Origin of the sequence: Aminobacter sp. P9b (assembly GCF_045345995.1) — a bacterium.
GTDB classification, from domain to species: Bacteria; Pseudomonadota; Alphaproteobacteria; order Rhizobiales; family Rhizobiaceae; genus Aminobacter; species Aminobacter niigataensis.
On record NZ_CP150082.1, the window covers coordinates 4,644,000 to 4,669,329 of the forward strand.

At 64.0% G+C, this 25,330-nt stretch carries 25 protein-coding genes; 16 read left to right on the plus strand and 9 right to left on the minus strand.

Translation table 11 applies throughout. The features are described 5' to 3' along the window. Positions 1 to 88 precede the first annotated feature (88 nt). From flhA to WHT83_RS22955, 7 genes are all read left to right on the plus strand, one after another. Positions 89 to 2,179: a flagellar biosynthesis protein FlhA gene (gene flhA, locus WHT83_RS22925; protein ID WP_108607116.1), complete on the plus strand. Its 2,091-nt coding sequence runs from the start codon at positions 89 to 91 to the stop codon at positions 2,177 to 2,179. Beyond that, positions 2,176 to 2,928: a flagellar biosynthetic protein FliR gene (gene fliR / locus WHT83_RS22930; protein WP_108607115.1), complete on the plus strand. Its 753-nt coding sequence runs from the start codon at positions 2,176 to 2,178 to the stop codon at positions 2,926 to 2,928. Before flhA ends, fliR begins: the two co-directional genes overlap by 4 nt. A gap of 2 nt (positions 2,929 to 2,930) precedes the next feature. Then, positions 2,931 to 3,317, plus strand: a complete 387-nt coding sequence (locus tag WHT83_RS22935; RefSeq protein WP_108607114.1) for a hypothetical protein — start codon at positions 2,931 to 2,933, stop codon at positions 3,315 to 3,317. 64 nt (positions 3,318 to 3,381) lie between these two features. Next, the gene (locus WHT83_RS22940; protein ID WP_406872482.1) at positions 3,382 to 3,930 is read left to right on the plus strand and encodes a rod-binding protein; all 549 of its coding nucleotides are present in this window, start codon (positions 3,382 to 3,384) and stop codon (positions 3,928 to 3,930) included. 10 nt (positions 3,931 to 3,940) lie between these two features. After that, on the plus strand, positions 3,941 to 4,360 hold the full coding sequence (locus WHT83_RS22945) for a hypothetical protein (RefSeq protein ID WP_108607112.1): 420 nt from the start codon (positions 3,941 to 3,943) through the stop codon (positions 4,358 to 4,360). Further along, positions 4,348 to 4,899, plus strand: coding sequence for a hypothetical protein (locus WHT83_RS22950; protein WP_108607111.1), 552 nt, complete (start codon positions 4,348 to 4,350; stop codon positions 4,897 to 4,899). The genes WHT83_RS22945 and WHT83_RS22950 overlap by 13 nt, the downstream gene beginning before the upstream one ends. 109 nt (positions 4,900 to 5,008) lie before the next feature. Continuing rightward, complete coding sequence (locus WHT83_RS22955) at positions 5,009 to 5,350, plus strand: SCP2 sterol-binding domain-containing protein (protein WP_406874043.1); 342 nt, start codon at positions 5,009 to 5,011, stop codon at positions 5,348 to 5,350. A gap of 61 nt (positions 5,351 to 5,411) precedes the next feature. Here WHT83_RS22955 and WHT83_RS22960 read toward each other — a convergent pair whose 3' ends face one another. Beyond that, positions 5,412 to 5,981: a GNAT family N-acetyltransferase gene (locus WHT83_RS22960; protein ID WP_406872483.1), complete on the minus strand. Its 570-nt coding sequence runs from the start codon at positions 5,979 to 5,981 to the stop codon at positions 5,412 to 5,414. 99 nt (positions 5,982 to 6,080) lie between these two features. Continuing rightward, positions 6,081 to 7,214 carry an ornithine/lysine decarboxylase gene (gene odc2 / locus WHT83_RS22965; protein ID WP_108607108.1) on the minus strand — a complete coding sequence of 378 codons (1,134 nt, stop codon included), beginning with the start codon at positions 7,212 to 7,214 and terminating at the stop codon, positions 6,081 to 6,083. A 548-nt stretch (positions 7,215 to 7,762) separates the two neighbouring features. Here odc2 and WHT83_RS22970 point away from each other — a divergent pair. The 5 genes from WHT83_RS22970 (at position 7,763) to WHT83_RS22990 (ending at position 13,584) form a co-directional block, all read left to right on the plus strand. After that, on the plus strand, positions 7,763 to 8,953 hold the full coding sequence (locus WHT83_RS22970) for an amidase (protein ID WP_108607107.1): 1,191 nt from the start codon (positions 7,763 to 7,765) through the stop codon (positions 8,951 to 8,953). 69 nt (positions 8,954 to 9,022) lie between these two features. Continuing rightward, positions 9,023 to 10,714, plus strand: a complete 1,692-nt coding sequence (locus tag WHT83_RS22975) for a DUF1963 domain-containing protein (protein ID WP_406872484.1) — start codon at positions 9,023 to 9,025, stop codon at positions 10,712 to 10,714. A 112-nt stretch (positions 10,715 to 10,826) separates the two neighbouring features. Continuing rightward, entirely contained in the window at positions 10,827 to 11,747 is a 921-nt protein-coding gene (locus tag WHT83_RS22980) for a LysR family transcriptional regulator (RefSeq protein ID WP_183264254.1), read from the plus strand. A gap of 66 nt (positions 11,748 to 11,813) precedes the next feature. After that, a complete protein-coding gene (locus WHT83_RS22985; RefSeq protein WP_406872485.1) occupies positions 11,814 to 12,479 on the plus strand; it encodes a DUF1007 family protein in 666 nt (221 codons plus the stop codon). 13 nt (positions 12,480 to 12,492) lie between these two features. Then, a complete protein-coding gene (locus WHT83_RS22990; RefSeq protein ID WP_406874044.1) occupies positions 12,493 to 13,584 on the plus strand; it encodes a nickel/cobalt transporter in 1,092 nt (363 codons plus the stop codon). Positions 13,585 to 13,590: 6 nt separating this feature from the next. On the opposite strand, the gene WHT83_RS22995 is transcribed toward WHT83_RS22990, so the two are convergent. Both WHT83_RS22995 and WHT83_RS23000 read right to left on the minus strand, forming a co-directional pair. Further along, complete coding sequence (locus WHT83_RS22995; protein WP_183264252.1) at positions 13,591 to 13,797, minus strand: hypothetical protein; 207 nt, start codon at positions 13,795 to 13,797, stop codon at positions 13,591 to 13,593. 147 nt (positions 13,798 to 13,944) lie between these two features. Next, positions 13,945 to 14,628 (minus strand): GNAT family N-acetyltransferase, encoded by a 684-nt coding sequence (locus tag WHT83_RS23000; RefSeq protein WP_406872486.1) that lies wholly within the window; start codon positions 14,626 to 14,628, stop codon positions 13,945 to 13,947. An 83-nt stretch (positions 14,629 to 14,711) separates the two neighbouring features. Between WHT83_RS23000 and WHT83_RS23005 the strand changes: the two genes are divergently transcribed. Together WHT83_RS23005 and WHT83_RS23010 are read left to right on the plus strand one after the other, a co-directional pair. Further along, entirely contained in the window at positions 14,712 to 15,896 is a 1,185-nt protein-coding gene (locus WHT83_RS23005) for a pyridoxal phosphate-dependent aminotransferase (RefSeq protein ID WP_406872487.1), read from the plus strand. 80 nt (positions 15,897 to 15,976) lie between these two features. After that, the gene (locus WHT83_RS23010) at positions 15,977 to 16,828 is read left to right on the plus strand and encodes a sterol desaturase family protein (protein WP_199914586.1); all 852 of its coding nucleotides are present in this window, start codon (positions 15,977 to 15,979) and stop codon (positions 16,826 to 16,828) included. Between the two features lie 6 nt (positions 16,829 to 16,834). Here WHT83_RS23010 and WHT83_RS23015 read toward each other — a convergent pair whose 3' ends face one another. The 3 genes from WHT83_RS23015 to WHT83_RS23025 form a co-directional block, all read right to left on the minus strand. Continuing rightward, on the minus strand, positions 16,835 to 17,590 hold the full coding sequence (locus tag WHT83_RS23015) for an SDR family oxidoreductase (RefSeq protein WP_406872488.1): 756 nt from the start codon (positions 17,588 to 17,590) through the stop codon (positions 16,835 to 16,837). 295 nt (positions 17,591 to 17,885) lie between these two features. After that, on the minus strand, positions 17,886 to 18,635 hold the full coding sequence (locus tag WHT83_RS23020; protein ID WP_406872489.1) for a tellurite resistance TerB family protein: 750 nt from the start codon (positions 18,633 to 18,635) through the stop codon (positions 17,886 to 17,888). Between the two features lie 102 nt (positions 18,636 to 18,737). Then, positions 18,738 to 19,667 (minus strand): rhodanese-related sulfurtransferase, encoded by a 930-nt coding sequence (locus WHT83_RS23025; RefSeq protein WP_406872490.1) that lies wholly within the window; start codon positions 19,665 to 19,667, stop codon positions 18,738 to 18,740. Between the two features lie 184 nt (positions 19,668 to 19,851). On the opposite strand from WHT83_RS23025, the gene WHT83_RS23030 reads away from it, so the two are divergent. Next, positions 19,852 to 20,721 carry an N-acetylmuramidase domain-containing protein gene (locus WHT83_RS23030; RefSeq protein ID WP_406872491.1) on the plus strand — a complete coding sequence of 290 codons (870 nt, stop codon included), beginning with the start codon at positions 19,852 to 19,854 and terminating at the stop codon, positions 20,719 to 20,721. Between the two features lie 144 nt (positions 20,722 to 20,865). Further along, positions 20,866 to 21,507 (plus strand): 2-dehydro-3-deoxy-phosphogluconate aldolase, encoded by a 642-nt coding sequence (locus WHT83_RS23035; protein ID WP_406872492.1) that lies wholly within the window; start codon positions 20,866 to 20,868, stop codon positions 21,505 to 21,507. Between the two features lie 103 nt (positions 21,508 to 21,610). Here the strand turns inward: WHT83_RS23035 and WHT83_RS23040 are convergent, their stop codons facing one another. Then, positions 21,611 to 23,344 carry a DUF882 domain-containing protein gene (locus tag WHT83_RS23040; protein WP_406872493.1) on the minus strand — a complete coding sequence of 578 codons (1,734 nt, stop codon included), beginning with the start codon at positions 23,342 to 23,344 and terminating at the stop codon, positions 21,611 to 21,613. A 354-nt stretch (positions 23,345 to 23,698) separates the two neighbouring features. Beyond that, positions 23,699 to 25,204, minus strand: coding sequence for a sigma-54-dependent transcriptional regulator (locus WHT83_RS23045; RefSeq protein WP_406872494.1), 1,506 nt, complete (start codon positions 25,202 to 25,204; stop codon positions 23,699 to 23,701). Positions 25,205 to 25,330: the final 126 nt, after the last annotated feature.

Below are 25,330 nucleotides of genomic sequence, written 5' to 3' on the forward strand. Positions count from 1 at the left end.
AGGCAAGCTCCCACCCTCGCGCAAGCTTGAAGCAATAGGGTCAACGGGCCGTGGCATGGGTTCGCGGCAGAATTCGATCGGATGAGCCATGGCGATCAGTGAAACCATTTCGGGCATAGGCGCGCCAAACAAGAGCGGACGCGACGTCTTCTTCGCGCTCGGCATCGTGGTTATCCTGGTCGTCCTGTTCCTGCCGATCCCGGCTTTCCTGATCGACGTCGGCCTCGCCTTCTCCATCGCCATTTCAGTGCTGATCCTCATGGTCGCCCTGTGGATCCAGCGGCCGCTGGACTTCTCGTCGTTCCCGACGATCCTGCTGATCGCCACGATGCTGCGCCTGTCCCTCAACATCGCCACCACGCGCATGATCCTTTCGCACGGCAACGAGGGCACGCACGCCGCCGGCTACGTCATCTCGGGCTTCTCCAGCCTGGTCATGTCCGGCGATTTCGTCATCGGCCTGATCGTCTTCCTGATCCTGATCGTGGTGAACTTCATCGTCATCACCAAGGGTGCGACGCGTATCGCTGAAGTCGGGGCGCGTTTCACCCTCGACGCCATCCCCGGCAAGCAGATGTCGATCGACGCCGATCTCGCCGCCGGCATGATCGACGACAAGACCGCTCAATTGCGCCGCCGCGAACTGGAAGAGGAAAGCTCGTTTTTCGGCTCGATGGACGGTGCCTCGAAATTCGTCCGCGGCGACGCCATCGCCGGCCTGATGATCACCGCCATCAACATCGTCGGCGGCATCGCCATCGGCTATTTCCGCCACGACATGGGCATGGGCGAAGCCGCCGACGTGTTCATCAAGCTGTCGGTCGGTGACGGTCTGGTGACCCAGATCCCGGCCCTCATCGTCTCGCTCGCCGCCGGCCTGCTGGTCTCCAAGGGCGGTACGCGCGGCTCGACCGACCAGGCAGTGTTCGGCCAGCTCGGCGCCTATCCGCGCGCGCTCTACGTCGCCGCCGGCCTGCTGCTGTTGCTCGGCTTGATGCCCGGCCTGCCGATGTTCCCGTTCGTCACGCTCGCTGCCGGCATGGCCGCACTCGGTTACGTCATCCCGATGCGCCACAACCGCCGCGTCGCCGAGGCCGATGCCGAGAAGAAGCAGGCGGAAGTCGACAAGGTCGAAGAGGAAAAGAACTCGGTCAAGGCATCGCTCGCCACCGCCGAGATCGAACTCCTGATCGGCAAGCAGTTGTCGACGCGCCTGCTTGCCACGCATCAGGAACTCGCCTTCCGCATGTCGAAGATGCGCAAGAAGTTCGCCACCCAATACGGCTTCGTCGTGCCTGAAGTCAGGATGACCGACGACTACTCGATCCCGCCCAAGAGCTACCAGATCAAGATCCACGGCACGGTCGTCGCCGAATACCAGATGCGCGTCGGCGAGATCATGGTGCTGCTCGGCTCGCGCGAACTGCCCGACATTCCGGGCGAGGAAGTTCGCGAACCCGCCTTCGGCATGCGCGCGTTCTCGGTGCTCGATTCCTTCGCCGAGGACCTCAAGCGCGAGCAGTTCACCTTCGCCGACAACATGTCGGTGCTGCTCACCCATCTCTCCGAGGTGATCCGCAACAACCTGCCGCAATTGCTGTCCTACAAGGACATGAAGGCGCTGCTCGAACGCCAGGATCCGGAATACCGCAAGCTCGCCGACGAGATCTGCACGTCGCACATCACCTATCCCGGCCTGCAGGCCGTGCTGAAGCTGTTGCTCGCCGAGCGCGTGTCGATCCGCAATCTCCACCTCATCATCGAGGCCATCGCCGAGATATCCCCCCATGTCCGCCGCACCGAGCAGATCGTCGAGCATGTCCGCATCCGCATGGCCCAGCAGATCTGCGGCGACCTTGGCGAAAGCGGCGTGCTCAAGGTGCTGCGTCTCGGCAACCGCTGGGACCTCGCCTTCCACCAGAGCCTCAAGCGTGACGCCAAGGGCGAAGTACGCGAATTCGACATCGACCCGCGCCAGCTCGAGGAATTCGGCCAGGACGCCTCGAAGGCGATCCGCATCCACCTCGAGGCCGGCGAGCGCTTCGTGCTCGTTACCGCCCCCGACGCCCGGCCCTATGTCCGCATGATCATCGAACGGCTGTTCCCGACCCTGCCGGTGCTCAGCCATGTCGAGATCGCCAAGGGCGTCGAGCTGCGCGTGCTTGGAACCATCTCATGAATGTTGCCGCGCAAGGGTTCGTCCTTGCGGCGTTCCTCGCCTTTTGCCGCATCGGCAGCTGCTTCATGCTGATGCCCGGCATTTCGAGCGTACGCGTGCCCATGCATGTCCGGCTGTTCGTCGCCGTCGCCGCCACCGGCGGGCTTCTGGTCCACCTCTGGGACCAGATCTTTCCCTATGTCGACGCGCGCCCGGGCGTGCTGATGCCGATGATCGCCTCGGAGTTGCTCATCGGCGGCCTCATTGGCCTGATGGCGCGCCTCTACATACTGGCGCTGATGTTCATGGGCTCGGCCATCGCCATGCTGATCGGCTATGGCGGCGTCGGCGGCCACGCCATCGAGGAAAACGAGCCGCAGGCCCCGCTCGCATCGATCATCTCGATTTCGGCGCTGATCCTGCTCTTCGCCTTCAATTTCCACCATGAGATCGTCCGCGCGCTGGTCGCCTCCTATCAGGTTGCCCCGGTCAACCTGTTCTTCAACCCGCAGGCGGCGCTGGTGGACATCGCCGACACTCTGTCGGAAAGTTTCATGGTCGTGCTCAGGCTGGGCAGCCCGTTCGTCGCCTACGCCATCCTGGTCAACCTGACGATCGGCTTCGTCAACAAGCTGACGCCGCAGATCCCGGTCTACTTCATCTCGCTGCCCTTCGTCGTCGCCGGCGGCTTGATCCTGATGTACTTCGGTATCGCCACCATGCTCAGCCTGTTTGCCGACGGCTTCGCCGACATCACGGTGGGGAGGTAGACATGGCCTCGCGCAGGGAACGGCTGAAGAAGCTGGTCGTGGTGCAGGAGCAGCTCAAGGCGCTGCACGAGACGCGTCACGCCGGTTTCGTCGCCCAGGCCATCGCGGCTGAGAGCGAGGCGCAATCCCTGGCGGAAAGCTTCGACAGCACCGACGGCATGCCCCAGCTCTTTCCGGAACTCTATCACCGGCGAATCTCAGCGGCGATCAACAGGCAGCAGCTCAACCTCGGCCTCGCCAGATTCGAGGTCGGAAAGATCGCCACGGCCACCGCCCGCACCAACATGGTCGAGCGTGCCTATCGCGACGTCAGGCGCCGCGACGAGCGCGACAGTGCCGACCGCGAGCGTCTCGAAATCATCGAAAGAAAGCCCAGTGACGACAAGTAAGGTTGCCGCAAGCTTGACCCTCCACAATCAGCAGTAACGTAAACCCCGGAAAGGCGAGCCAGCTTTGGCGATCTCCCCACCCAGCGACATCGTTCTGGACGTTGCCAAGGCCGTCGAACCGGCCGGCATCCAGGCCGCGCGTGCCGCGCTCGCCAACCGGACGCCCAGCACCGGCGCCGCCTTCTCGCTCACCGAGGCTGCGGTCACCGGCGGCCTCTCGCGCCAGCCCGACGCGGCGAGCCCCGACGCCAGCATGAAGCGCTTCGAGGCCATGGTGCTGCAGACCTTCATCGAGAACATGCTGCCCAAGAACACCGACAGCGTCTATGGCAAGGGCATGGCCGGCGACATGTGGAAGTCGATGATGGCCGAACATCTGGCCGACCAGACCGCCGAAGCCGGCGGCATCGGCATCGCCAAGGCCCTCATGCGCGACCACTACATCAAGGACGAGCAGGCGCTGCCGGTCGGACCGGTGTCCGGCGGCCCGGATCGGGCTGCGCTCGATGAGCAGGCAAGCCAGGCGACTGCGGTCATCCAGGAAATACAACGGAAGATGGTCCAGTCGCTGGGACGCGACGCCGCCTCCTCCGTCACTGACACCAAATCCTAGAGGGTAAGATATGTCGGATCTCTCCGAATACAGGCCGAACCTCCCGGCCAAGGCCGAGCCAATCGAACTCGTTCAGTCGGCGCAGCCGGGCAACATCGGTGCCATCATCAGCCGCATCGAAGAGGCGGTCGAAGAAGAAACCGCCTCGATCCGCACCGACACCCGGTTCGACATCAAGGCGTCGAATGCGCGCAAGAGCCGCTATCTCTACGAATTGACGCGCGCCACCAAGGGCCTGGTCGAGGGGGACTTCCCAGGCGATCTCAAGGTCGGCGTCGAACGCTTGCGCGACAAGCTCGCTGCCAACGAACGCGCCATCCTCGCCCATCTCAGCGCGGTCAGCGAAGTCGCCAACCTGCTCAAGGACGCCATCCAGCGTTCCGAGACCGACGGCACCTACTCGGCCAACGAATTCGGATGGGCGCGGTGATCAAGTTCATCGCGGCGGCCTTGTGGATTGTCGCCGTGACGCTCGGCGCGGTCTTCTATTCGTTCCAGGCCGCGGCCAACCTGCCCGCGGCCGACGACAAGAAGCCGCTGCTCGGCGGTCTCGACTACGTCAAGACCGACGTCATCTCGGTGCCGCTGCTCAAGGGCGAGCGCGTCGAGGGCTATTTCCTGACGCGCCTGGTCTACACGGTCGAGCCCAAGCAGGTCGCCAAGATGTCGGTGCCGATGGACGCGCTGCTCGTCGACCAGGTCTATTCCTATCTCTACGGCAATCCGCAGATCGATTTCACCCAATACGACAAGCTCGACCTCGACGCCTTTCGCAACGGCCTGCGCGACAGCATCAACGCCCGTATCGGCGAGAAGCTGGTGCATGAGGTGATGGTCGAGCAGATCGACTTCCTGACGCCGGACGACGTGCGCGACAATGCGGTGCGTCGCCGTTCTGCAGCGGCGACAGCGGCGGCCAAATCGGCCGAGGCCGAAGCCGCCGGAGAGGCACCGGCCGCCGCTCACTGAACTCGATGCGAGCCAGCCGGAACGAGCCATTCCTCAAATCTACGTTGACGTAAACGTCAATTGGCCGCTATAGGCTTTGCAGTCCTGTGACGCGGGCCGGCTTGTCCGGATTGGTCCGGGGAGGCCGGGCGCAAAGCGCCTTTTCAGGAAAGATCAGGAGAGAGCCATGAGCATTCAGACAGTCGCAGACAAGATCAAGTCGAAGGTCGAGAGCTCCGGCTTCGACCGTTCGGTCAAGTTCGACACCGGCGCCGATGGCGTCATCGTCATCAACGGCGCAACACTGTCGACCACCGACGCCCCGGCCGATTGCACCATCAAGCTGTCGCTCGACGATCTGGAGTCGCTCATCGCAGGCGACCTCAACCCGACGATGGCTTTCATGACCGGCAAGATCAAGGTCGAAGGCGACATGTCGGTGGCCATGGGCCTCAGCAGCCTGCTCGGCTGAGGCCTCGGTTCCACAGACCTAATGGACCTTCCCGTCACCGCCAGGCACGGGAAGGTCACGATCAGGCAGCCAGCCGGGCGCGCTCGGTCTTGAGCTTGCGGCCGGCGGCCTTCAGGACGCCCTTGGTACCGTCCAGGGCGCCCGAAACAAGTTCCAGCGCGAGAAAGCGTTCGCGCTCGTAGGGGCCAGGCATCGAAAGCTGCCCGGTCTTCTCAGCGGTGAAGCCAAACCGCGCATAATAGGGCGCATCGCCGACCAGCAGGATGGCGCGGTGGCCGAGGCGCGCAGCCTCTGCAATGGCGTGGCGCATCAGCGCTGAGCCGATGCCAGCGCTTTTCATCGACTGGTCGACAGCAAGCGGGCCGAGCAGCAGCGCAGCCGGGCCACCCTCGCCCAGACGCACGTCCCACAGCCGCACGGTGCCGACCACCAAGCCTTCGGCATTGCGGGCGATCAGCCCCAGGCCCTCGGACGGGCGGCGCCCGCGGCGCAGCTTCTCCGACGACTTCTTGCGCCGCTTCAGGCCCATGGCACGGTCGAGCAGCGCTTCGCGCGCCGGAATATCGGCGAGGGTTTCGGCCACGATCACGATGTCGGGCGAGGTTTTGGTTTTTTCGATTTCAATATGCATGTCCGCGATCCTTCACGAGCGGATAACTGTTCCACAAGCGAACCCGTGCGGGCGCCGATTGCGCCCGCGCCGGGTGATCTGATCAACTCTTGCGAGCCGTCAGATCACGTAGGATCGGAGAGGCTCGAAGCCGTTGAAGGCGACCGACGAGTAGGTCGTCGTGTAAGCGCCGGTACCCTCGATCAGCACCTCGTCGCCGATGGTCAGCGACAGGGGCAGCGGGTACGGCGTCTTTTCGTACATCACGTCGGCCGAATCGCAGGTCGGGCCGGCGAGCACGCATGGCGACTTTTCGTCGGCATCGCGTTCAGTCACGATCGGATAGCGGATCGCCTCGTCCATCGTCTCGGCGAGGCCGCCGAACTTGCCGATGTCAAGGAACACCCAACGCAGATTGTCGTTGTCGGCCTTCTTGGAGATCAGCACGACTTCCGACTTGATGACGCCGGCATTGCCGACCATGCCGCGGCCCGGCTCGATGATCGTCTCCGGGATGTTGTTGCCGAAGTGCTTGGACAGCGCCTCGAAGATGGCCTGGCCGTAGGCCTGGGCAGCCGGCACGTCGCGCAGGTAGCGCGTCGGGAAGCCGCCGCCCATGTTGACCATGCCGAGCGTGATGCCTTCTTCGGCAAGCTTGGCGAACACCATCTTGGCGTCGGCCAGCGCGCGGTCCCAGGCGGAGAGATCGACCTGCTGGGAACCGACGTGGAACGACACGCCATAGGCATCGAGGCCGAGCGCCTTGGCCTGACGCAGCACGTCTACGGCCATGGCAGGCACGCAGCCGAACTTCCGCGACAGCGGCCATTCCGCACCTTCGCCATCGGTCAGAACGCGGCAGAACACGCGGGCGCCGGGGGCAGCACGCGCGATCTTCTCCACCTCTTCGACGCTGTCGACGGCGAACAGACGGATGCCGAGTGCGAAGGCACGCGCGATGTCACGCTCCTTCTTGATGGTGTTGCCAAAGGAGATGCGCTCGGCCGGCGCGCCGGCATCCATGGCCATCTCGACCTCGGCGACCGAGGCGGTGTCGAAGGACGAGCCCATCGAGGCAAGCAGGCGCAGGATCTCGGGCGCCGGGTTTGCCTTCACGGCGTAGTAGATCTTGGATTCCGGCATGGCCTTTTCGAAGGCGCGGAAATTGTCGCGCACGACATCGAGGTCGACGACGAGGCAGGGGCCCGATGGACGTCGGGTGGCGAGGAAGTCGAGGATGCGCTGAGTGGCCATAGGTCTCTCCATCGCGCGGTCCTGCCGCGCAAGATCATCAAGCTGCGGGACGGCCGTTCCCGGCCGTGGTATCCCGCGGTGGACAAAGACATGATCGCTATTTGATGGAACCAGCCTGTGGAGACCCTGGATCCATAAATGCGCTTCACGCGGCGGTGAACCTGAGCCAGCCCGGCTTCGGTTCGCTTTGTCTGCCTTGGCTTGGAAATGGGAAGACCCGTTCCGCACTGCCGGCAATGAAGGTGTGCCTCTTCAGTAACCCCGGCTTTTGGACAGCCGGAAGAGAACCAGAAAGGCCCGCACCGTCGTTGCTTCAAGGTGTCCTCGATTTCGCGGTTGGCCGCTAAACCGACTGGAGGGGTTAGCTCCAGTTACCTTACCGATTTCCTCGCCATTCGAGGGATCGGCGGACACCCACAGGCACGTGCGACTTTGGGCAAGCCGGGATATATGCACCACTGCCGTCACAATCAATTAAAATCGGATGGCGGGTTGAAAAAATTCAAACGTCGAACAATGCTGGCGATATCGTAAACAGGCTTCGAACGATGAATAGCATGCCCGACCCTTTCAACTCGTTCCTCGACATGCCACAAGTGCCTGTTTCCAATGCGGAAAACGGCCCGCTTGCGGGGCTGCGGCTGGCTGTCAAGGACATCTTCGATGTTGCCGGCCTCGTCACCGGCTGCGGCAATCCCGGCAAGGCTGCCAGCAGCCTTCCGGCCGACAAAACTGCCGCGTCAGTGCAGGTGATTCTCGATGCGGGCGCGCGATTCGTCGGCAAGACCCAGACCGACGAACTCGCCTTTTCGTTGATGGGCCAGAACGCGCATTTTCCGCACCCGATCAATCCCGCGGCACCCGACCGCGTTACCGGCGGCTCATCATCTGGTTCGGCCGCCGCAGTCGCCGGCGCGCTTGCCGACATCGCAGGGGGCTCGGACACCGGTGGCTCGATCCGGGCACCGGCCAGTTTCTGCGGGCTGATCGGCCTGCGCACGACCCATGATCTCATCTCGCTCGACGGCGCAATGAAGCTCGCCCCCAGCCTCGACACATTCGGCTGGTTCGCCCGGGACATCGACACCTATGAGAAAGTGGCCAGGCTGCTCATCGGCGAGGATGCCCATCGCGGCGAACTGGTCCGGCCGCTTGCGCTCGACTGGCTCGACGCGCTGCCCTCCGGCCCGGCCGAGGCAGCCGAATACCGGCGCATGCGCGGCATCGCCGAAAACGCCCTTGGCCCCATAACCAAGGCGTCACCCCTCACCTTTTCGCCCGACGAACTCTACTGGTGCTTCCGCAAGGTCCAGGCCTTTGAGGCCTGGCAGCAGCATGGCGCGTGGATATCGTCCGGAGACCGCGGCCTCGGGCCAGGCGTCAAGGAGCGCTTCGCCTTTGGCGCGACCATCGATGCCGCGGCCTATCAGGCAGAGATCGCCAGGCGCGACGCTTTCCGCAGCGAACTCGGCGCATTGCTGGGCGATGACGGCATCCTGATCCTGCCGACCGTGCCGGGCGCGGCCCCACTAGCCGGCGCGGCGGACGCCGAATTGCTGGCCTATCGCGAGCGCGCGCTGATGCTGCTTTGCCTGTCGGGGCTTTCCGGCTTCCCTCAGATCACCCTGCCCATCGGCACGGTGGACGGCGCACCATTCGGCCTGTCGCTGCTGGGACCTGCCGGCAGCGATCTGGCGCTCATCCAGTTGGGACGCCAAGTACTGCAGCAGCAACTTTAGCAATCGGCGCAGGTAGCGACAGTTCTGACCAATCACGATTGCTTAGGAATCCGTCGCTAGCTTGCGCGCATGAGCCCATATACGCGCCCGATACTTGTTTTCGTCTTCATGGCCATGCTGGTGGCCCAGACGCTCACGCGTTTCCTCGACGGACTGCCGGGTGGTGGCGTCTCCAACGGCGTCCAGGGCATCAATGCCTTCCTCGACTTCGTGCTGGTGTCGCGGATCGGCGCAGTTCCCTCGGCAGCCATGCTCGCCCTGCTGACCGTCGTCTTCACGGTGCTGGCCTATCGCAGGCAACACAGCGAGCAGGAGCTGACTGGAAAGCCTGTCGTCAGACAGCGTGCCGCCAAGGCTGCGGTGCCAACCATGCAAGCCCCCTCCCCGGAACGTATCGCCAAGGCGGTCGGAAGGCCCCCTCCCCAAGCGGCAGACCGGCCATTGACCGGCGCTGAGCACCAGTTCCTGGTCAAGATTCGGGAGGATCTGGCCGGCCAGCTCGTGCACGAACAGAAGCTCATGGATGCGCAGGCTACCGAGCCTGTGGTCGTACGGCTGGTGCCGCAGATTCCGCTGCGCGACGTCGATCACCCCAGAAGCTGGCTCGGCGGCGCGCCTGCCATGGCCGAGCATATCCCCTGGCCGGTGATAGACAGCCGCAACGCCAATTTCCTCGCGCAGATCTGCTGCGCCGATCTTCCCGCCGATCTGTGGGACGGCCTCGGTCCGCGTGACGGCTGGCTGGCCTTCTTCATCCACCCGACCGACTACGCGGTGCATGTGCTGCATCTGAGTGAGATGGGGCCGTGGCGGCAAGGACCCGAGGACCTGAGCATAGATGGCTGGTCCATCAGCTTGCCTTACGCGAAGTCGCGGCTGAAGCCGATCGACGCCTGGCCGCGCTGGCCGGTCGATCTGGTAGCGCTGCGGCCGGGTGACCCCGACCCTCGGCGGGAAGGATATAGCGAGGCCAGCCACGAAGTCTACAAACAGGGTTTCGACCTGGCGTCGCCGGAGCATCGCCCGTTCGATCGCTCCACCACCCTCGGAATGCTCGATATCGCGGAGGCGCGCCTCGTCGAATATCTGGCCGAGGATCTGATCACGCCGCTCCGACAGCAGCTCGAACAGGTACTTGACTGGCTCGCGGTCGCGGAAGCCGCGCCGGAACCGCCCAGAAATCTCGCCGAACTGCGCGAACGTGCCGCCACCTTGCCCGCACTGATCGAAGCGAGGACGAAAGGGCGTCCGATGCTCGAAGCAGCCCTGGCCCAGGTGCGGACAGTGGCCGAGCGGACCAATGCGGCATCGGACCAGACGCAACTTTCGGAGGATGAAATCGCCGCGATCACGGCCGAACTCGGCAAGTGCGAGATCATCTATCCGCGAGTCCAACAACTGCCGCTGACCGCCCAAAATGGGGAAGGATCATTGTGGGTCTGGGATTTCGAGTGCCTCCGGCTCGACCGGGCGCGGCATGCCTACTCAAGATCGCCCGAGGCTTTACCTCCAGCAATGCGCAGCTATTTCGAGGCCATCTGGAAGGATCAGGCCGCACATGAAATGGCGGGCATGGGTCACGTTCCCTTTGAGTATGTGCACCAGTTCGACCTCGACAAGGACGTGACCCTGCTCGAACTTCCCACCAGCAACCTGATGAGCTGGATGTTCGGCGACGTCGACAACCTGGTGCTGACGATCAGGAAGCAAGACCTCGCGGGGGGCAGGTTCGACGCTGTCGAGGTTCAAGTCTCGAACTGATCGCCACCCGCGCCGACGCGCCTGGCACGACAAGCTCCGTGCCAGAGCACTTGACCCCCAGGTGTGAACAATCCTAGCGTCGTCGTAGCCAATTTTTGAACGAGCAGGCACCATGGACACACTCACCCGGATGCGCGCCTTCATCGACGTCGTCGAGGCCGAAGGCTTTTCGGCGGCGGCACGCAAGATCGGCCGCTCCAAGGCGCTGCTGTCCAAATATGTCCGCGAGCTGGAAGACGAGCTCGGGGCGCTTCTGCTCAATCGCACCACCCGCCAGTTCTCGCTGACCGAGGCCGGGCACACCTACTACCGGCGCGCTTCCGAGATCGTCCGCGAGGTCGACAGCCTGGCCGATGCGGTGCGCGAATCGTCCGGCGACGTGCGCGGCCGCATCAAGCTGTCGGCGCCGCGCACCTTCGCCGACGCGCCGATCGGCCAGTCGCTGATCGACTTCGCCAAGGAGCACCCCGACATCGTGCTCGAAATCCATCTCGACGACCGTTTCGTCGACCTCGTCGAGGAAGGCTTCGACCTTGCCATCCGCATCTCGCGGCTCGAGAACTCCTCGCTGATCGCCCGCCGGCTGGCGCCCTTCGGCATCAGGCTTTGCGCCTCGCCGGAGGCGATCGCCAAGCACGGCAAGCCGCAACGCCCGGCCGACCTCGCCAAGGTGCCCTGCATCATCGACACCAACGGGCGTTGGCTGTCCAACTGGCCCTTCGTCGGCGAAACCGGCGATACAGTAACTGTTTCGGTCTCTGGACCGATGGAGGTCAACAGCCCGCTGGCGGCACGGGCTGCGGCAGTCGCCGGCCTTGGCTTCGCCATCCTGCCTGATTTCATCGCCGCGCCCGACATCGATGCCGGCCGGCTCGTGGCCGTGCTCGACGACAACCGCCTTTCGGGCGGCGGCATCTTCGCCGTCTACCCTCACAGGCGTTATCTGCCGGCCAAGATCCGCGTCTTCGTCGATTTCCTGGTGCAGTGGTTCAAGATCAATCCTTGCGACCATCCCGCAGAATTGAAGGGCTGAACGTCCCACTTTCGCCCTGTTTCTGATAATGGTCGGCTACATTCGAACCGCCGGACCACCAGTGCCATGATTCTGAAAATGCGAACGTCGATACTGGCCGCGACCGGGGCAGCCCTGCTGGCAACGACGGTGCCGGCCAGCGTCCATCCGCACGTCTTCGCCGAAGCCCGGCTCGACGTCCTGCTCAACACCGACAACACGGTGAAGTCGCTGCGCCACCTCTGGCGCTTCGACGACCTGTTTTCCAGCACCGTGCTGATGGAGTTCGACAAGAACGCCGATCTCAAGCTCGACGAGGCCGAACTGGCCGAGGTTTCCAAGACGGTGTTCGAATCCATCGGCGAGTATAATTACTTCCAGGTCGTCACCCTGGACGGCAAGGATGTGGCGATGAAGCCGCCAGCCGGCCTGATCGCCGATTTGGAGGACCAGCAGCTCATCATCCTGTTCGAGGCGGAGCCGAAGGAGCCGCTGAAGCTCTCCGGAAAGATCGATTTCGGCGTCTACGATCCGACCTTCTATACGGCGATCGATTTCACCGAAGACACCAACCTCAACGTCGCCGACCTGCCCTCGTCCTGTACGCGCCAGGTGATCCGGCCCGATCCCGACGAAGTGATCGCGCAGAACCAGGCCAACCTGACCGACGCCTTCTTCAACGACCCGACCGGCACCGACATGAGCAAGATCTTCGCCACCCGCCTCGAACTGAACTGCCAGGCCAAGGGGTGACCCCGTGAAGAAGATGACCATCCGCGCGATCTTCGCCCTTCTGTTGATCAGCTACGTGCTCAGCCATTTTTTCACCGGCCACGCCCATGCCCAGAGCTCGCTCGGCATCGGCACCAATGAGGCCATCGTTCCGTCGACCGGGCTGTTTGCCGGCCTGCTCAACTGGATCAATGTCCACCAGCAGCAATTCTACCGCTCGCTGACCGGCTCGCTGAAGGCAATGCGCGACGGCGAAGGCAGCGGCATCTGGCTGCTCGTCGGCCTGTCCTTCGCCTATGGCATCTTCCACGCCGCCGGCCCCGGCCATGGCAAGGCGGTGATCTCGTCCTACATGCTGGCCAACGAGGTGGCGCTGAAGCGCGGCATCATGTTGTCCTTCGTCTCGGCGTTCCTTCAGGGCCTGACGGCGATCGTGCTGATGACGCTGGTGTTCCTCGTGCTGCGCGGCACCTCGGTGTCGATGACCAACGCGACCTGGTTCCTGGAAACCATAAGCTACGCGCTGATCGCCGCTTTCGGCGCCTGGCTGCTGTGGAAGAAACTCAGGCCGATGGCCTTCGGCCTGGCCGGCGCGACCGCGGGCCACAGCCTGTCGGCAGCACATGCCGGCCACACACACGGTCACGACCATGACCATGCCGATTGCGGCCACGATCATGCCCACGACGCTCATGGCCACGCGCATCACGATCACCACGGCCATGCGCACCATCACGCCGAGGGTGAAGTCTGCTCGACCTGCGGCCATTCGCACGCGCCCGATCCGAAGATGCTGGAAGGCAAGCATTTCGACTGGCGGACGGCGTGGTCAGCGGTCGCCGCCGTCGGCATCCGCCCCTGCTCCGGCGCCCTGATCGTGCTCAGCTTCGCCTTCCTCAACGGCCTTTGGGCCGGCGGCATCCTTTCGGTGTTTGCCATGGCATTGGGAACGGCAATCACCGTGTCAGCGCTCGCCGTGCTTGCGGTGACGGCCAAGAACTGGGCCGTCGCCATCGCCGGCGACGGGCGCGCCGGCAACCGCGTTCACAATACAATCGAGATCGGCGGCGCCGCCCTCGTCATGCTGATCGGCATCATGCTGCTGGCAGCCAGCCTGAGCGCCTGACCTCAGCTAGAGGCCCTTGTTGCGCTGGCTGCGCCCGCGCAGCCAGAACACGCCGAAGAAGGCCAGCACGAAGATGACCGCGATCACGCCGGCAGCCACGGTCGAATAGTCGCCGACAGCGAGCATGATCTTGGGCAGGAAATATGCAAACAGGCCGAAGCCGCCCAGGAAAATGGCGGCGGCGATGGCGGAATTGCGCGTCTTGGTATCCATCGGCTATCGGCCCCAGGGTTCCGGATGTTGCCGGGTGCGGTACCCGGCGTGACTCAACCTCATAGCGCCCGCCGGCGCATCAGCCAACGCGCCATGGCCGGTTCCATTGTCGCATGGCAAGCCCGCGGATCGTTGGCGCGGGTCGTCTCAGGTGCCGAATTCGGTGCGGAAATCCTCAAGGCGCCGCTTCTGCTGGCCCGCGGCATCGAAATTGGCCGGGTCGAGCCAGGCCTCATAGGCCCGTCGCAGCGCCGGCCATTCGGTGTCGATGATCGAATACCAGGCGGTGTCGCGGTTCTCGCCCTTGGCGACCATGTGCTGGCGGAAGATGCCCTCGAACTTGAAGCCGAACCGTTCGGCGGCGCGCTTGGAGGGCTCGTTGTGGTTGTTGCACTTCCATTCGTAGCGGCGGTAGCCGAGTTCGAAGATGTAGCGCGTAAACAGGAACTGCGCTTCGGTCGCCGCCGGTCGCCGGGAGACGATGTCGCTCCAGTAGATGTTGCCGATCTCGATGACGCCATGAGCCGGATCGATGCGCATCAGCGTCTGGCGGCCGGCCATCTTGCCGCTTGCCTTGTCGATGACGACGAAGAACAGCGGATCGTTGCTTGCCGCCGACTTGTCGAGCCAGGGCTGGAAGTCGGCGCGGGTCTGCGGCTTGGTGTCGAAAAGCCAGCGGAAGCGGCCTTCGGCATCCTCGGCGGTCGCCATATCGAACAGCCGTTCGCCATGCATTGCCGCGTCGAGCGGCTCCAGCCGGACATAATTTCCCTCGAGCACGATGCGCTCGGGGCGCGGCCTCGGCTTCCAGTCCCGCAGGTTCTCGGTCAACGATCTCTCCAATTCGTTTGACATGGCTGCCAGGAGTCTCGCAAAAATCCAGGGACATCGACAGAACCAGACGAGTGCCCGCAATGCTCCACACGATTTCCGCCTTTGAACGCCTTGGCGAGGAAAATGCCTTCGCCGTGCTCGCGCGCGCCACGGCGCTGCTGCACGAGGGTCGCGACATCGTCAATCTCGGTATCGGCCAGCCCGATTTCCGCACGCCCGAGCATATCGTCGAAGCCGCCATCAAGGCGCTGCGCGACGGCCATCACGGCTACACCCCGGCCAACGGCCTGCTGGCCACGCGCGAGGCGGTGGTGCGGCGTACTCTGGCAACCACGGGCGTCGAAGTCTCCCCCGAAAACGTCATGATCATGCCCGGCGGCAAGCCGACGATGTTCGCGGCGATCCTGATGTTCGGCGAGCCGGGCACGGAAATCCTCTACCCCGACCCCGGCTTCCCGATCTACCGCTCGATGATCGAGTTCACCGGAGCGACCCCGGTGCCGGTGCCGATGCGCGAGGCCAATGGCTTTGCCTTCTCCGCCGAGGAGACGCTGTCGCTGATCACCCCGAAGACGCGGCTTTTGATCCTCAATTCGCCGGCCAACCCGACGGGCGGGGTGACGCCGCGCACCGAGATCGCCAAGCTGGTCAAGGGTCTGGAGGCTCATCCGCACGTCGCCATCATGTCCGACGAAATCTACGACGTCATGACTTATGACGGCGAGCGCCACAGCTCGCTGCTCGCCTTCCCGGAGATCCGCGACCGGCTCATCATCCTCAACGGCTGGTCCAAGACCTGGGCGATGACCGGGTGGCGCATGGGCTGGTCGATCTGGCCGAACGGAGTGGGGAGCGGCCAACTCTACGACAAGGTACGCAAGCTCGCGGTCAATTGCTGGTCCTGCGTCAACGCGCCGAGCCAGTATGCCGGCATCGCCGCAATCGACGGCCCGCAGGACGACGTCGACAGGATGATGCGCGCCTTCGACAGCCGCCGCCGCATCGTTGTCGAAGGGCTGAACGCCATCGAGGGCATTTCATGCATCTCGCCGAAGGGTGCTTTCTACGCCTTCGCGAATGTCGAAAAGACCGGCTGGAAGGCCAAGAAACTTGCCTCGGCCCTGCTCGAGGACGCCGGCGTTGCCCTGATCGGCGGCCCCGACTTCGGCATCCTCGGCGAAGGTTATATCAGGCTGTCCTATGCCAACTCGGAAGAAAACATCCTGCGCGCGCTGGAGCGGATCGAGGCGTTCCTGGCGAAGTAGCCGCAGGGCCGCGCAAAGTTAACCATTTCGATTTATTCACATCCCACAATGGTACCAACAGTGGCATTGGGGGATGTTGCTTGCCTGACCTACCGTTCGAGCACCTGGCGAACGCTGCGCACGACTTCTGGCGCGCGATCTATCTGCCATTGCCGTTCTTCGTGCTGCTGGCGCTTGTCGTCAAGCGAGAGCGGTTCGTCGGCGACATCTTGAAGGCCGTTCCCCAGGCCAAGATCAACCTGCTGATCCACTTTATCGACGTGCTGCTGGTCGCACCGATACTGGTCGCCCTGGCACTGTTCATGAAGCAGGCGTTCGAGACCTACGACCTCGCCCTCGTCCCCGCCACCATGTGGGAGGGTCTGCACCCGGCATTGGTCGGCCTCGCAGCCGTCTTCCTCGGCGATTTCGTCGGCTATTGGCGTCATCGGATCGAGCATTCGGCCTTGCTTTGGCCGTCGCACGCCGTCCACCACAGCGACACGGAGATGACCTGGCTGGCGATCTTCAGGTTCCATCCGATCAATCGCCTGACGACAGTGGCGATCGATTTCGCCTTCATCCTGTCGATGGGACTGCCAGCCTACGCTATCCTCGTGAACTGGCTCGTGAGGCATTACTACGGCGCTTTCATCCATGCCGATCTGCCTTGGACTTACGGTCCGTTCGGTCGCATCTTCGTTTCGCCGGCAATGCACCGTTGGCATCACTCAGCCGAACCGATCGCCTACAACACCAACTTCGCCTCTGTGTTCTCGGTGTTCGACTGGGCCTTCGGGACGTTCAGGGTCCCCGGCGCATGCGACACTGCCCTGGGCGTTCCCCAGCCGATGGGCAATGGCCTCATCGGGCAACTAACCTATCCGCTACGGCGCTCATCCTACCGCCACTTCGTCCGGCGCCTGACCCACTGGCGCAGCCGAAGCGCCTGACGGACATCACCCTCGCCCGACATAGGGCATCTTGGTCGCCATCACGGTCATGAACAGCACGTTGGCGTCGAGCGGCAGGCCGGCCATGTAGACCACCGCCTCGGCGACGCGCTCGACGTCCATCACCGCTTCGGCGGCAATCGAGCCGTCCGCCTGTTGCACGCCCACCGTCATCGGCACCGCCATCTCGGTCAGGGCATTGCCGATGTCGATCTGGCCGCAGGCGATGTCGTAAGGACGGCCGTCGAGCGCCAGCGTCTTGGTCAGGCCGGTGATGGCGTGCTTGGTCGCGGTGTAGGGCACCGAACCGGGGCGCGGCGCATGGGCCGAGACGGAACCGTTATTGATGATGCGGCCGCCCACCGGCTCCTGCCTGCGCATCGCCGCAAAGGCCGCCCGCGAGCACAGGAACGTGCCGGTCAGGTTGACCGCCACGACATCGTTCCAGGCCTCGACGGGAATCTCGTCGATGGTGGAGGCCTTGTAGCCCATGCCGGCATTGTTGAAGAGCAAGTCAACCCGCCCGAACGCCTCGGTGATGGTCTCGAACATGTCATCGACCTGATCGGGCCTGGTGACGTCGCAGACCACGGCCAGGGCGCTGGCGTCGGTCTTGCCGGCATCCGCTATCGCCGCATCGAGCGGCGCCTTGCTACGGCCGCAAAACACGGTGTTCCAGCCATCCCTCAGCAGCGCGGTCGCCACCGCCTTGCCGATGCCCTTGCCGGCACCGGTAACCACTGCGACCCTGTTGCTCGCCATGATGAAGCTCCTCCATGCGCATGACCAATCGCCGGCGGACGATCATTGTAGCGTCAACAATCTAGAGCGCCGACCCAATCAAAACCAGATCGGCTGTCTTGATTGTAGCGATGGAGCGAAGGAAATCGGCCACAGAAAAAGGGCGGTCATTGGCGACCGCCCAGTTTTTCATCGAACCGTGCTTGGGAGGAGGAGAGCCGATCCGAGTAAGAAAAGGATGCGCCTGCTCGGTTAACAAATCCTTAACGCGAAAAGCGGCCTTTTAGCTGCTTTTCGCGAGCCTACCGAGAGAGACCTACCAGCGTGGATTGACCTGCGGATTGGCCGAAGCCTCGATCGGCACCTTGACGCTCGACACCGTCGCCTCGACATGGTCGACCAGCGCGTCCGGCAGCTTCAGCCGGCCGGCGAGAAGGTCGAGATAGCCGCGCTCGGCGCGCGTGTCGGGATCGATCGCCAGGCGCGAAGCGGTGTAAAGCTCGACCTTCTGTGCGTCGGTCTGGGCCGCAGCGACGATCGAATCGAGGTCCAGCGGCGCATCGAGCTCGGCCATCAGGAACTGCTCTGCCTCGGAACCGATGCCGGACAGGCTGAGCTTGTCGCCGATCTTCTTGCGCTCGTCGTCGTCGATATGGCCATCAGCCTTGGCGGCAGCGATCATGGCGCGGATCAGGGTCAGCGCGAATTCGGTCTCGCCCTGGGGCGCCTGGGAGGGATGGAAGGAATCGTCGGCCGGCGGTGGCAGGAGCTGCGGCTCGGCTTGTGGGGCAGCGGCAGTCTGCTCGGGGGCGTTGCCGGCCTTGTAGTTCTGGTAGGCCTTGTAGGCGAGGCCGCCGATGGCCGCGAGGCCGCCGACCTTCAGCGCCGTGCCCGTGACCTGACGGCCGGCACCGGTTCCGAGCAGCACGGCGACCAGCGCGCCTGCGGCCAGCGGATTGTCCTTGGCGAGTTGCGTCGCCTGCCCGGCCTTGTCGCGCACGGTGGAGCCGGTGCCAGGGATCTTGGAGCCGAGGAGATCGTCGAGCAGCTTCTTGGGGTCGAACATGGATGCCTCCGGTTGGGAATGTCGGTCGCCGTGAGGTAGGCGGACGATCGCGACATTACAATGACGCCGGTCAATTTGGCGAGGCAAACCCGATACAGCAGGTCAACTGCCGATGTGGGGGGCGTCGCCGCGTTGTTCTGCCAGCTCTACTTGGCGATGGCGCTCCGCGTAGCGGGCACGGTCCTCGGTAGTGCGGGTATCATGGCAGTGCGGACAGGACACGCCAGCCTCGAACTTAGGCGACAGCAACTCTTCCGGCATGAGCGGATGCCGGCAGGCGCGGCAAAGCTCGGCCTCGCCGACCGCAAGGCCATGCGACACCGAAACGCGCTCGTCGAAGACAAAGCACTCGCCTTGCCACAGGCTCTGCTCCGCAGGCACCTCTTCGAGATATTTGAGGATGCCGCCCTTGAGGTGGAACACCTCGTCGATGCCGAGCGATTTCACATAGGCCGTCGCCTTTTCGCAGCGTATGCCGCCGGTGCAGAACATCGCCACCTTGCGGCCCTCGAGCTCGCTGCGATGGTCCTCGACCCAGCCGGGGAATTCGCGGAAACTCTTGGTCTGCGGATCGACCGCCCCGGAGAACGTACCGATAGAAACCTCATAGTCGTTGCGCGTGTCGACGACGATCGTGTCGGGATCGGAAATCAGCGCATTCCAGTCGTGAGGCTCGACATAGGCGCCGACGCTGGCGAGCGGGTCGATGCCCTCGACGCCCATGGTGACGATCTCGCTCTTCAGCCGCACCTTCATGCGGTGGAACGGCATCTCGGTTGCCGCGCTGTACTTGACTTCAAGGCCGGCGAGTTCCGGCATGGCTTCAAGATGCGCGATCAGTTCGGCGATCGCCTCTCCGGTGCCGGCGACCGTGCCGTTGATGCCCTCGCGGGCAAGCAGCAGCGTGCCCTTGATGCCGCGGCCGCAGCAGAAGGCGGCAAGCGGCGCGCGCAGGTCCTCGAAGCGCTCCAGCCGGCAGAAGCGGTAGAGGGCGGCGACGCGGAACCGGGATACAGGCGTGGAAAGATTCATGGCTTGAGCCACTAGCGCTTCGCCTCATTTTTTTCAACGTGCAGCTGAAAGTGGAGCGATTACAGGCAGTTCCTGATTCGGGTCGGATCTCGCACCGGAGAAAGACGGCCGATTTCCGGGGTATCTTTTCCACGCCTGCGGAATTCCGGCGACAATGGTTGCGACGAAACGGAGAGTGTCGCGCATGTTCAGCAAGCAAACGGCCGATGAAATCGAGAAGGCGGCGCGCGAATTCGGGCTGGAGCCGGCCGCCCTGCTCGCCATTGCCGAGATCGAGAGCGCCGGCCAGGTGTTCGCCAAGGTCGACGGGCGCAACGAACCGCTGATCCGCTTCGAAGGGCATTACTTCGACCGCAGGCTTTCGGGCGCCAAACAGGCAAGGGCGCGCGCGGCGGGCCTTGCCTCGCCGACGACGGGTGCCGTCGCCAACCCGCGCGGCCAAGCGGCGCGCTGGCAGATGCTCGAAAAGGCGGCCGACATCGACCACCAGGCCGCCTATGAATCGACATCCTGGGGCCTCGGGCAGGTGATGGGGTCGCACTGGCTGTGGCTCGGTTTCGACAAAGTCGACGGGCTCGTCGCCGAGGCGCGCTCCGGCGCTGCCGGCCAGGCACGGCTGATGGCCCGCTACATCGACAAGGCCGGCCTCAAGGAGGCACTCAACGGCCATGACTGGGAGGCGGTCGGACACGGCTATAACGGCCCGGGCTTCCGCAAGAACGGCTACCATACCAAGCTGGCCGATGCCTATCGACGGCAGATCGACGGCCCAGCGCCCGGCGACCGGACGATGCAGGTCGGCTCGCGCGGCGAGTTGGTCACCGAACTGCAGGAAGCGCTCGTGGCACTTGGCTATCCCGTCGACACAGATGGCATCTACGGCCCGGGCACGGCGTCCGCGGTCAAGAAATTCCAGGCCGAGCAAGGCCTTGCCGTTGATGGCATCGCCGGTGAACGAACCCAAGCCGCGATACGCCGGGCGTTGCAGCCTGGAGCCGGCGGGCTGTGGTCGGCATTCAAGTCCTGGCTCGCCGGTATTTTCGGTCGATCTTGACGCGCCGGAGCGCTATGCAGGCACGCAAGGCGGTCCGGTTTTCCAGCTGACATGCGGGCCGCATCACCATGTCGCTGCAGGCTTCGTGGACTCGTTCTGCACGGTCTGTTAAATCGGTTGAAAAGTAACGATGGAGCGAGTGCCATGACCAGCAAAACCCAGAAACTGCTTGCGCTGCTGGATGGCCAGCCAGTCATTCCGGTGCTGAAGATCGAACGTGCGGTCGATGCTGTGCCGCTGGCCCGTGCCCTCGCCCGCGGCGGCCTCAGGGCGATCGAAATCACCCTGCGGACGGACGAAGCGCTGGAATGCATCCGCCGCGTTGCCGCTGAGGTCGAGGACTGCATTGTCGGCGCCGGCACGATCCTCAACGCCCGCCAGTTCGACGAGGCGGTGGCCGCCGGCTCGAAGTTCATCGTCAGCCCCGGCCTGACCCGCGAACTGATCGTGCATGCCGCGACCAGTGATGTGCCGCTCTTGCCGGGCACCATCACTCCCGGCGAAATCATGGCCGCGCGCGAAGCCGGTCTCGACTTCCTGAAATTCTTCCCCGCCGAGCAGGCCGGCGGCGCGCCTTTCCTCAAGGCCCTCGCCTCGCCCATCGCCGACGTCAAGTTCTGCCCCACCGGCGGCATCTCGGCCAAGAACGCCAGGGATTATCTCAGCCTGCCGAACGTCGTCTGTGTCGGCGGCTCGTGGGTCGCCCCCGACGACATGGTCAAGGCAGGCGACTGGGCCGGCATCGAGGCGCTGGCCGCCGAAGCAAACAAGCTGCGCAAGAACTGAGGATATTGCCTTCTCCCCTTGTCGGAGAAGTCAGGATCTGGCCAACCCAACAAAAAAGCCGCGCTGGCAGCCAGCGCGGCTTTTTTGTTGTCTTGTTCGTCGATCAGTTGTTCTCGAAACGAGCTACCGACAGGAACTTCACGGCACTGCCGGAGAAGCGATTAGCATCTGCCGCCTGGCTGCCCTGCTGGAAGCCGGCCGTGTAGACCTCCTTCGGCGCGGTGCGGACGATGTTGTAGGCAAAGCCCGGCGCCTTGGTATTGGTCGTGACCGTCGTCACCTGCTCGCCGCTGCGCAGGGCCCAGCGCGCGGCGTCGGGCGCTGCGGCAACCACGACGGCCTTGGGCTCGGGCTTGGCTTCCTCGGCAACCGGACGGGCCGATTTGCGGGTGGTCTTGACGCTGCCGCCGATCGCAGCGGCCGGGTCCTGGCCCGCCGAAAGCGAGGCAATGGCGTTCTTCGGCGTCGCAGCCTTGGGCGCGGCAGTGGCCACGGCCTCGGGCTGGTCGAACACGGAGCGCTGCTCCGGCACCGGCGCGAGAGCCGCAACCTCGAACTCGTCGTCGGCCGCTTCTTCGGCTGGAATGTCGTCCGCCGCTGCGAGCGCTGCTTCCACCGTCATGTCCTGCGGACGCGACGAAGGCACCGGTGCATTGCCTGCTACAGCCGGCATGTCATCGCTGGAGGCCAGCGCCATCAGGACATTCTGGTTCTCGGGCGTGAGTTCGGCTGGCGGGTTGTAGTTCGGACGCCGGGTCGGCAGCGGAACATTGGCTGCGATCTGCTGTTCAACTGCGGTCGGCTGCTCGCCTTCGGCCAGCGGCGCGGATGCCGCGCCGAACGGCACGGTCTCTGCGGTCGCCACGCCGATCTCGGCCTGCGGCCGCGGCGCAATGCCCGGAAGCGGCACGCTGCGGGCGGGAAGTGCTGCTAGAATGGTCTCCGGCGCCTGATCGGCCGGTGCCTCGTCGGCGACCTGCGGCAGCTCTGCGCGCTGCGCATTCTCGGGCGCTATGATCTGGATGCCGGGCAGCGACTTGGCGGCAGGCGCCTCGGCAATTGCCTTGGCCGGCGCCCTCTTGGGCGCAACGGCTGCCACTGCGATTTCGCCGGTATCTTCTTCCTCGTCTGCACCGCCGCCACCAAACAGTGCTGCAAACAGGCCACCGCTCCGCTTTGCCGGCGCCCCAGCGCTGGCGAGAACCAGATCGCCGCTCTTCTTGCGCGACTGGTAGGAAGCGAGCGCCTGCTCGAAACCGGGCAACGGCTTGCCGTCGCTCGGCACGTGCAGCGTCTTGCCGGACGGGAACACGGCGACGAGTTCGCGGCGGCTCATGCGCGGCCAGTGGCGCACGTTGCCGACGTCCATGTGGATGAAGGGCGAACCGGAGCGCGGATAGTAGCCGACGCCGCCGGCCTGGACGCGCAGGCCCGAGTCACGCAGCTTCTTCAGCGGCACGCCGGGAATGAAGAAATCCATCGCCTTGCCGAGCATATGCTGGCTTTTTTCGGCAACGCCGCTCGAACGGCTGCGCAGCAGCGAATTGGTCGCCGGCGAACGATAGGCCGACACGACATGGATATAGTCGCGGCCGCCAGCAGAACGATAAGCCTCCCAAACCACGTCGAACAGACGCGGGTCCATTTTGGTCGGCTCGTTGCGGCGCCAGTCGCGCAGGAACTGATTGAGTTTCTTGAGTCCGGCAGCATCGTATCTGCCGTTGCGCTTGAACGTGATCTCAGCCCTTTCACCCGTGTGGGTGTAATAAAGCTTGAGGGTCCGCGTTTCGGCGGAGGCTGTCGCCTGAGAAGCTGTCAGGAAACCAAACGTCAGCATCGCGGCCGTAAGCCACTTTTGCCAACCATTCGATTTCGAGCGACGCCCTTCGGTGTTCTCGATCCTGTTCAAATCAAAAGGCCCTGTTAGGCTGCCATCTGTCCCCGGATTTGAAGCCCGGACACTGTTACGGATTCGTGTCCGAATATCGATCCTAATGGTTAATCACTGCTTATTGAAGGCCAAATGCGGTAACACCATGGCGATATCCCAGCAAAAGGGAATCTCAGAATTTCATGGTAAACCGCTGGTTTATACGGCAAAAATGGCGCTGAACAATTGAGCCTTCGGCCACAATTGGATGCGTCCCGCAAGCGACACACAAGCTTTAATTCCAGATCGGCGGAGAAAATATCAGGACGCGAGTCGCTCGACGCGCCCGGTTTCGGGATCGATTCCGTATTCCTTGAGCTTACGGTAGAGCGTCGAGCGGCCGATCCCCAGCCGTCGCGCCACTTCGCTCATCTGGCCGTTGTAGTGCTCGATGGCGAGCCGGATCATCTCGAATTCCACATCGGCCAGCGGACGCACATTGCCGCGTTCGTCGAGCGCCCGCAGCATGCCGGGACGGGTCCGTTCCGGCGCGGATGACAACGGCGCAGCCGCAACCGCTTTTTCAGCGGACGTCTCTACAAGCTCCTGCTTCGCCTCGCCGCCCAGGTCGACGACGCCTTCCACCTGGGCGCGGATCTGCGGGAACTCGTCTTCGGTCAGCACGTCGCCTTCGCAAAGCACGCAGGCGCGGAAGACGGCGTTTTCGAGCTGGCGGATGTTGCCCGGCCAGTCATGGGCCTGAAGTAGCGCCAGCGCATTTTCCGAAATCATCGGGATCCGGCCATGCGCGCTTGCCGGCGCGACTCGGGAGATGAAGTGGCTGACCAGCAGCGGAATGTCTTCGCGGCGGTCGCGCAGCGGCGGCACGAAGATCGGATAGACGTTGAGGCGATAAAACAGATCCTCGCGGAACTTGCCGTCCTTGACCTGCTGCAGGAGGTTGCGGTGCGTCGCCGAGATCAGCCGGATGTCGACCTTGACGGTGGAGCGGCCGCCGACCGGGTCGACCTCGCCCTCCTGCACGGCACGCAGCAGCTTGACCTGCACGTCGAGCGGCAGGTCGCCGATCTCGTCGAGGAAAAGCGTGCCGTTGTTGGCCTCGACGAACTTGCCTGGGTGCTTTTCCGTGGCGCCGGTGAACGAGCCCTTCTCGTGGCCGAACAGGATGCTCTCGACGAGATTGTCGGGAATGGCGCCGCAATTGACGGTGACGAACGGTTTCGAGCGCCGGTCGCCCGATCCCTGGATGGCGCGGGCGACGAGTTCCTTGCCGGCGCCGGATTCGCCCTCGATCAGGATCGGGATGTTCGACGCCGACGCCTTCTGCCCCAGCCGTATGACTCGGTCCATGGCCGGGCTTCTGGTGATCATGTCGCGGAAGGTAAGCAGCCCGCCGCTGCGGCGAGCCGTGCGCCGGACCGTATTCTCGACCGCTTCTACCTTGAGCGCGTTGGCGATGGCCGCCAGGAGCTTTTCCGGGGACGCCGGCTTGACGACGAAGTCGAAGGCACCGTTGCGCATCGCCGACACCACCGTGTCGATGCCGCCTTGCGCCGTCTGCACGATGACCGGAAGCGTGATGCCGCGCTCGCGCATCGCCTTGAGCACGCCGATTCCGTCCAGCCCGGGCATCGACAGGTCGAGGATGAGCACGCCGATCTCGCCGCCGCGCGGCCCGTCGAGCATGCGCAGGGCTGCCTCGCCGCCGTCGACGGCGATCGCGGTGTGGCCGAATTTCGTCACCGCAGCGTCGACGAGGCGACGTTGGACGGGATCGTCATCGACTATGAGAATCGAACCTGCCATGAATGTCCGGAATATGCCCGTAGTTGCTTATTGGATGTGGATCATCCTGGCACAGGGTTCTAAATAAGGTTTCAAAAAAGCCGGTGAACGAATCCCTTAGGATTTGAATCGACTGGCCGAGGGAAG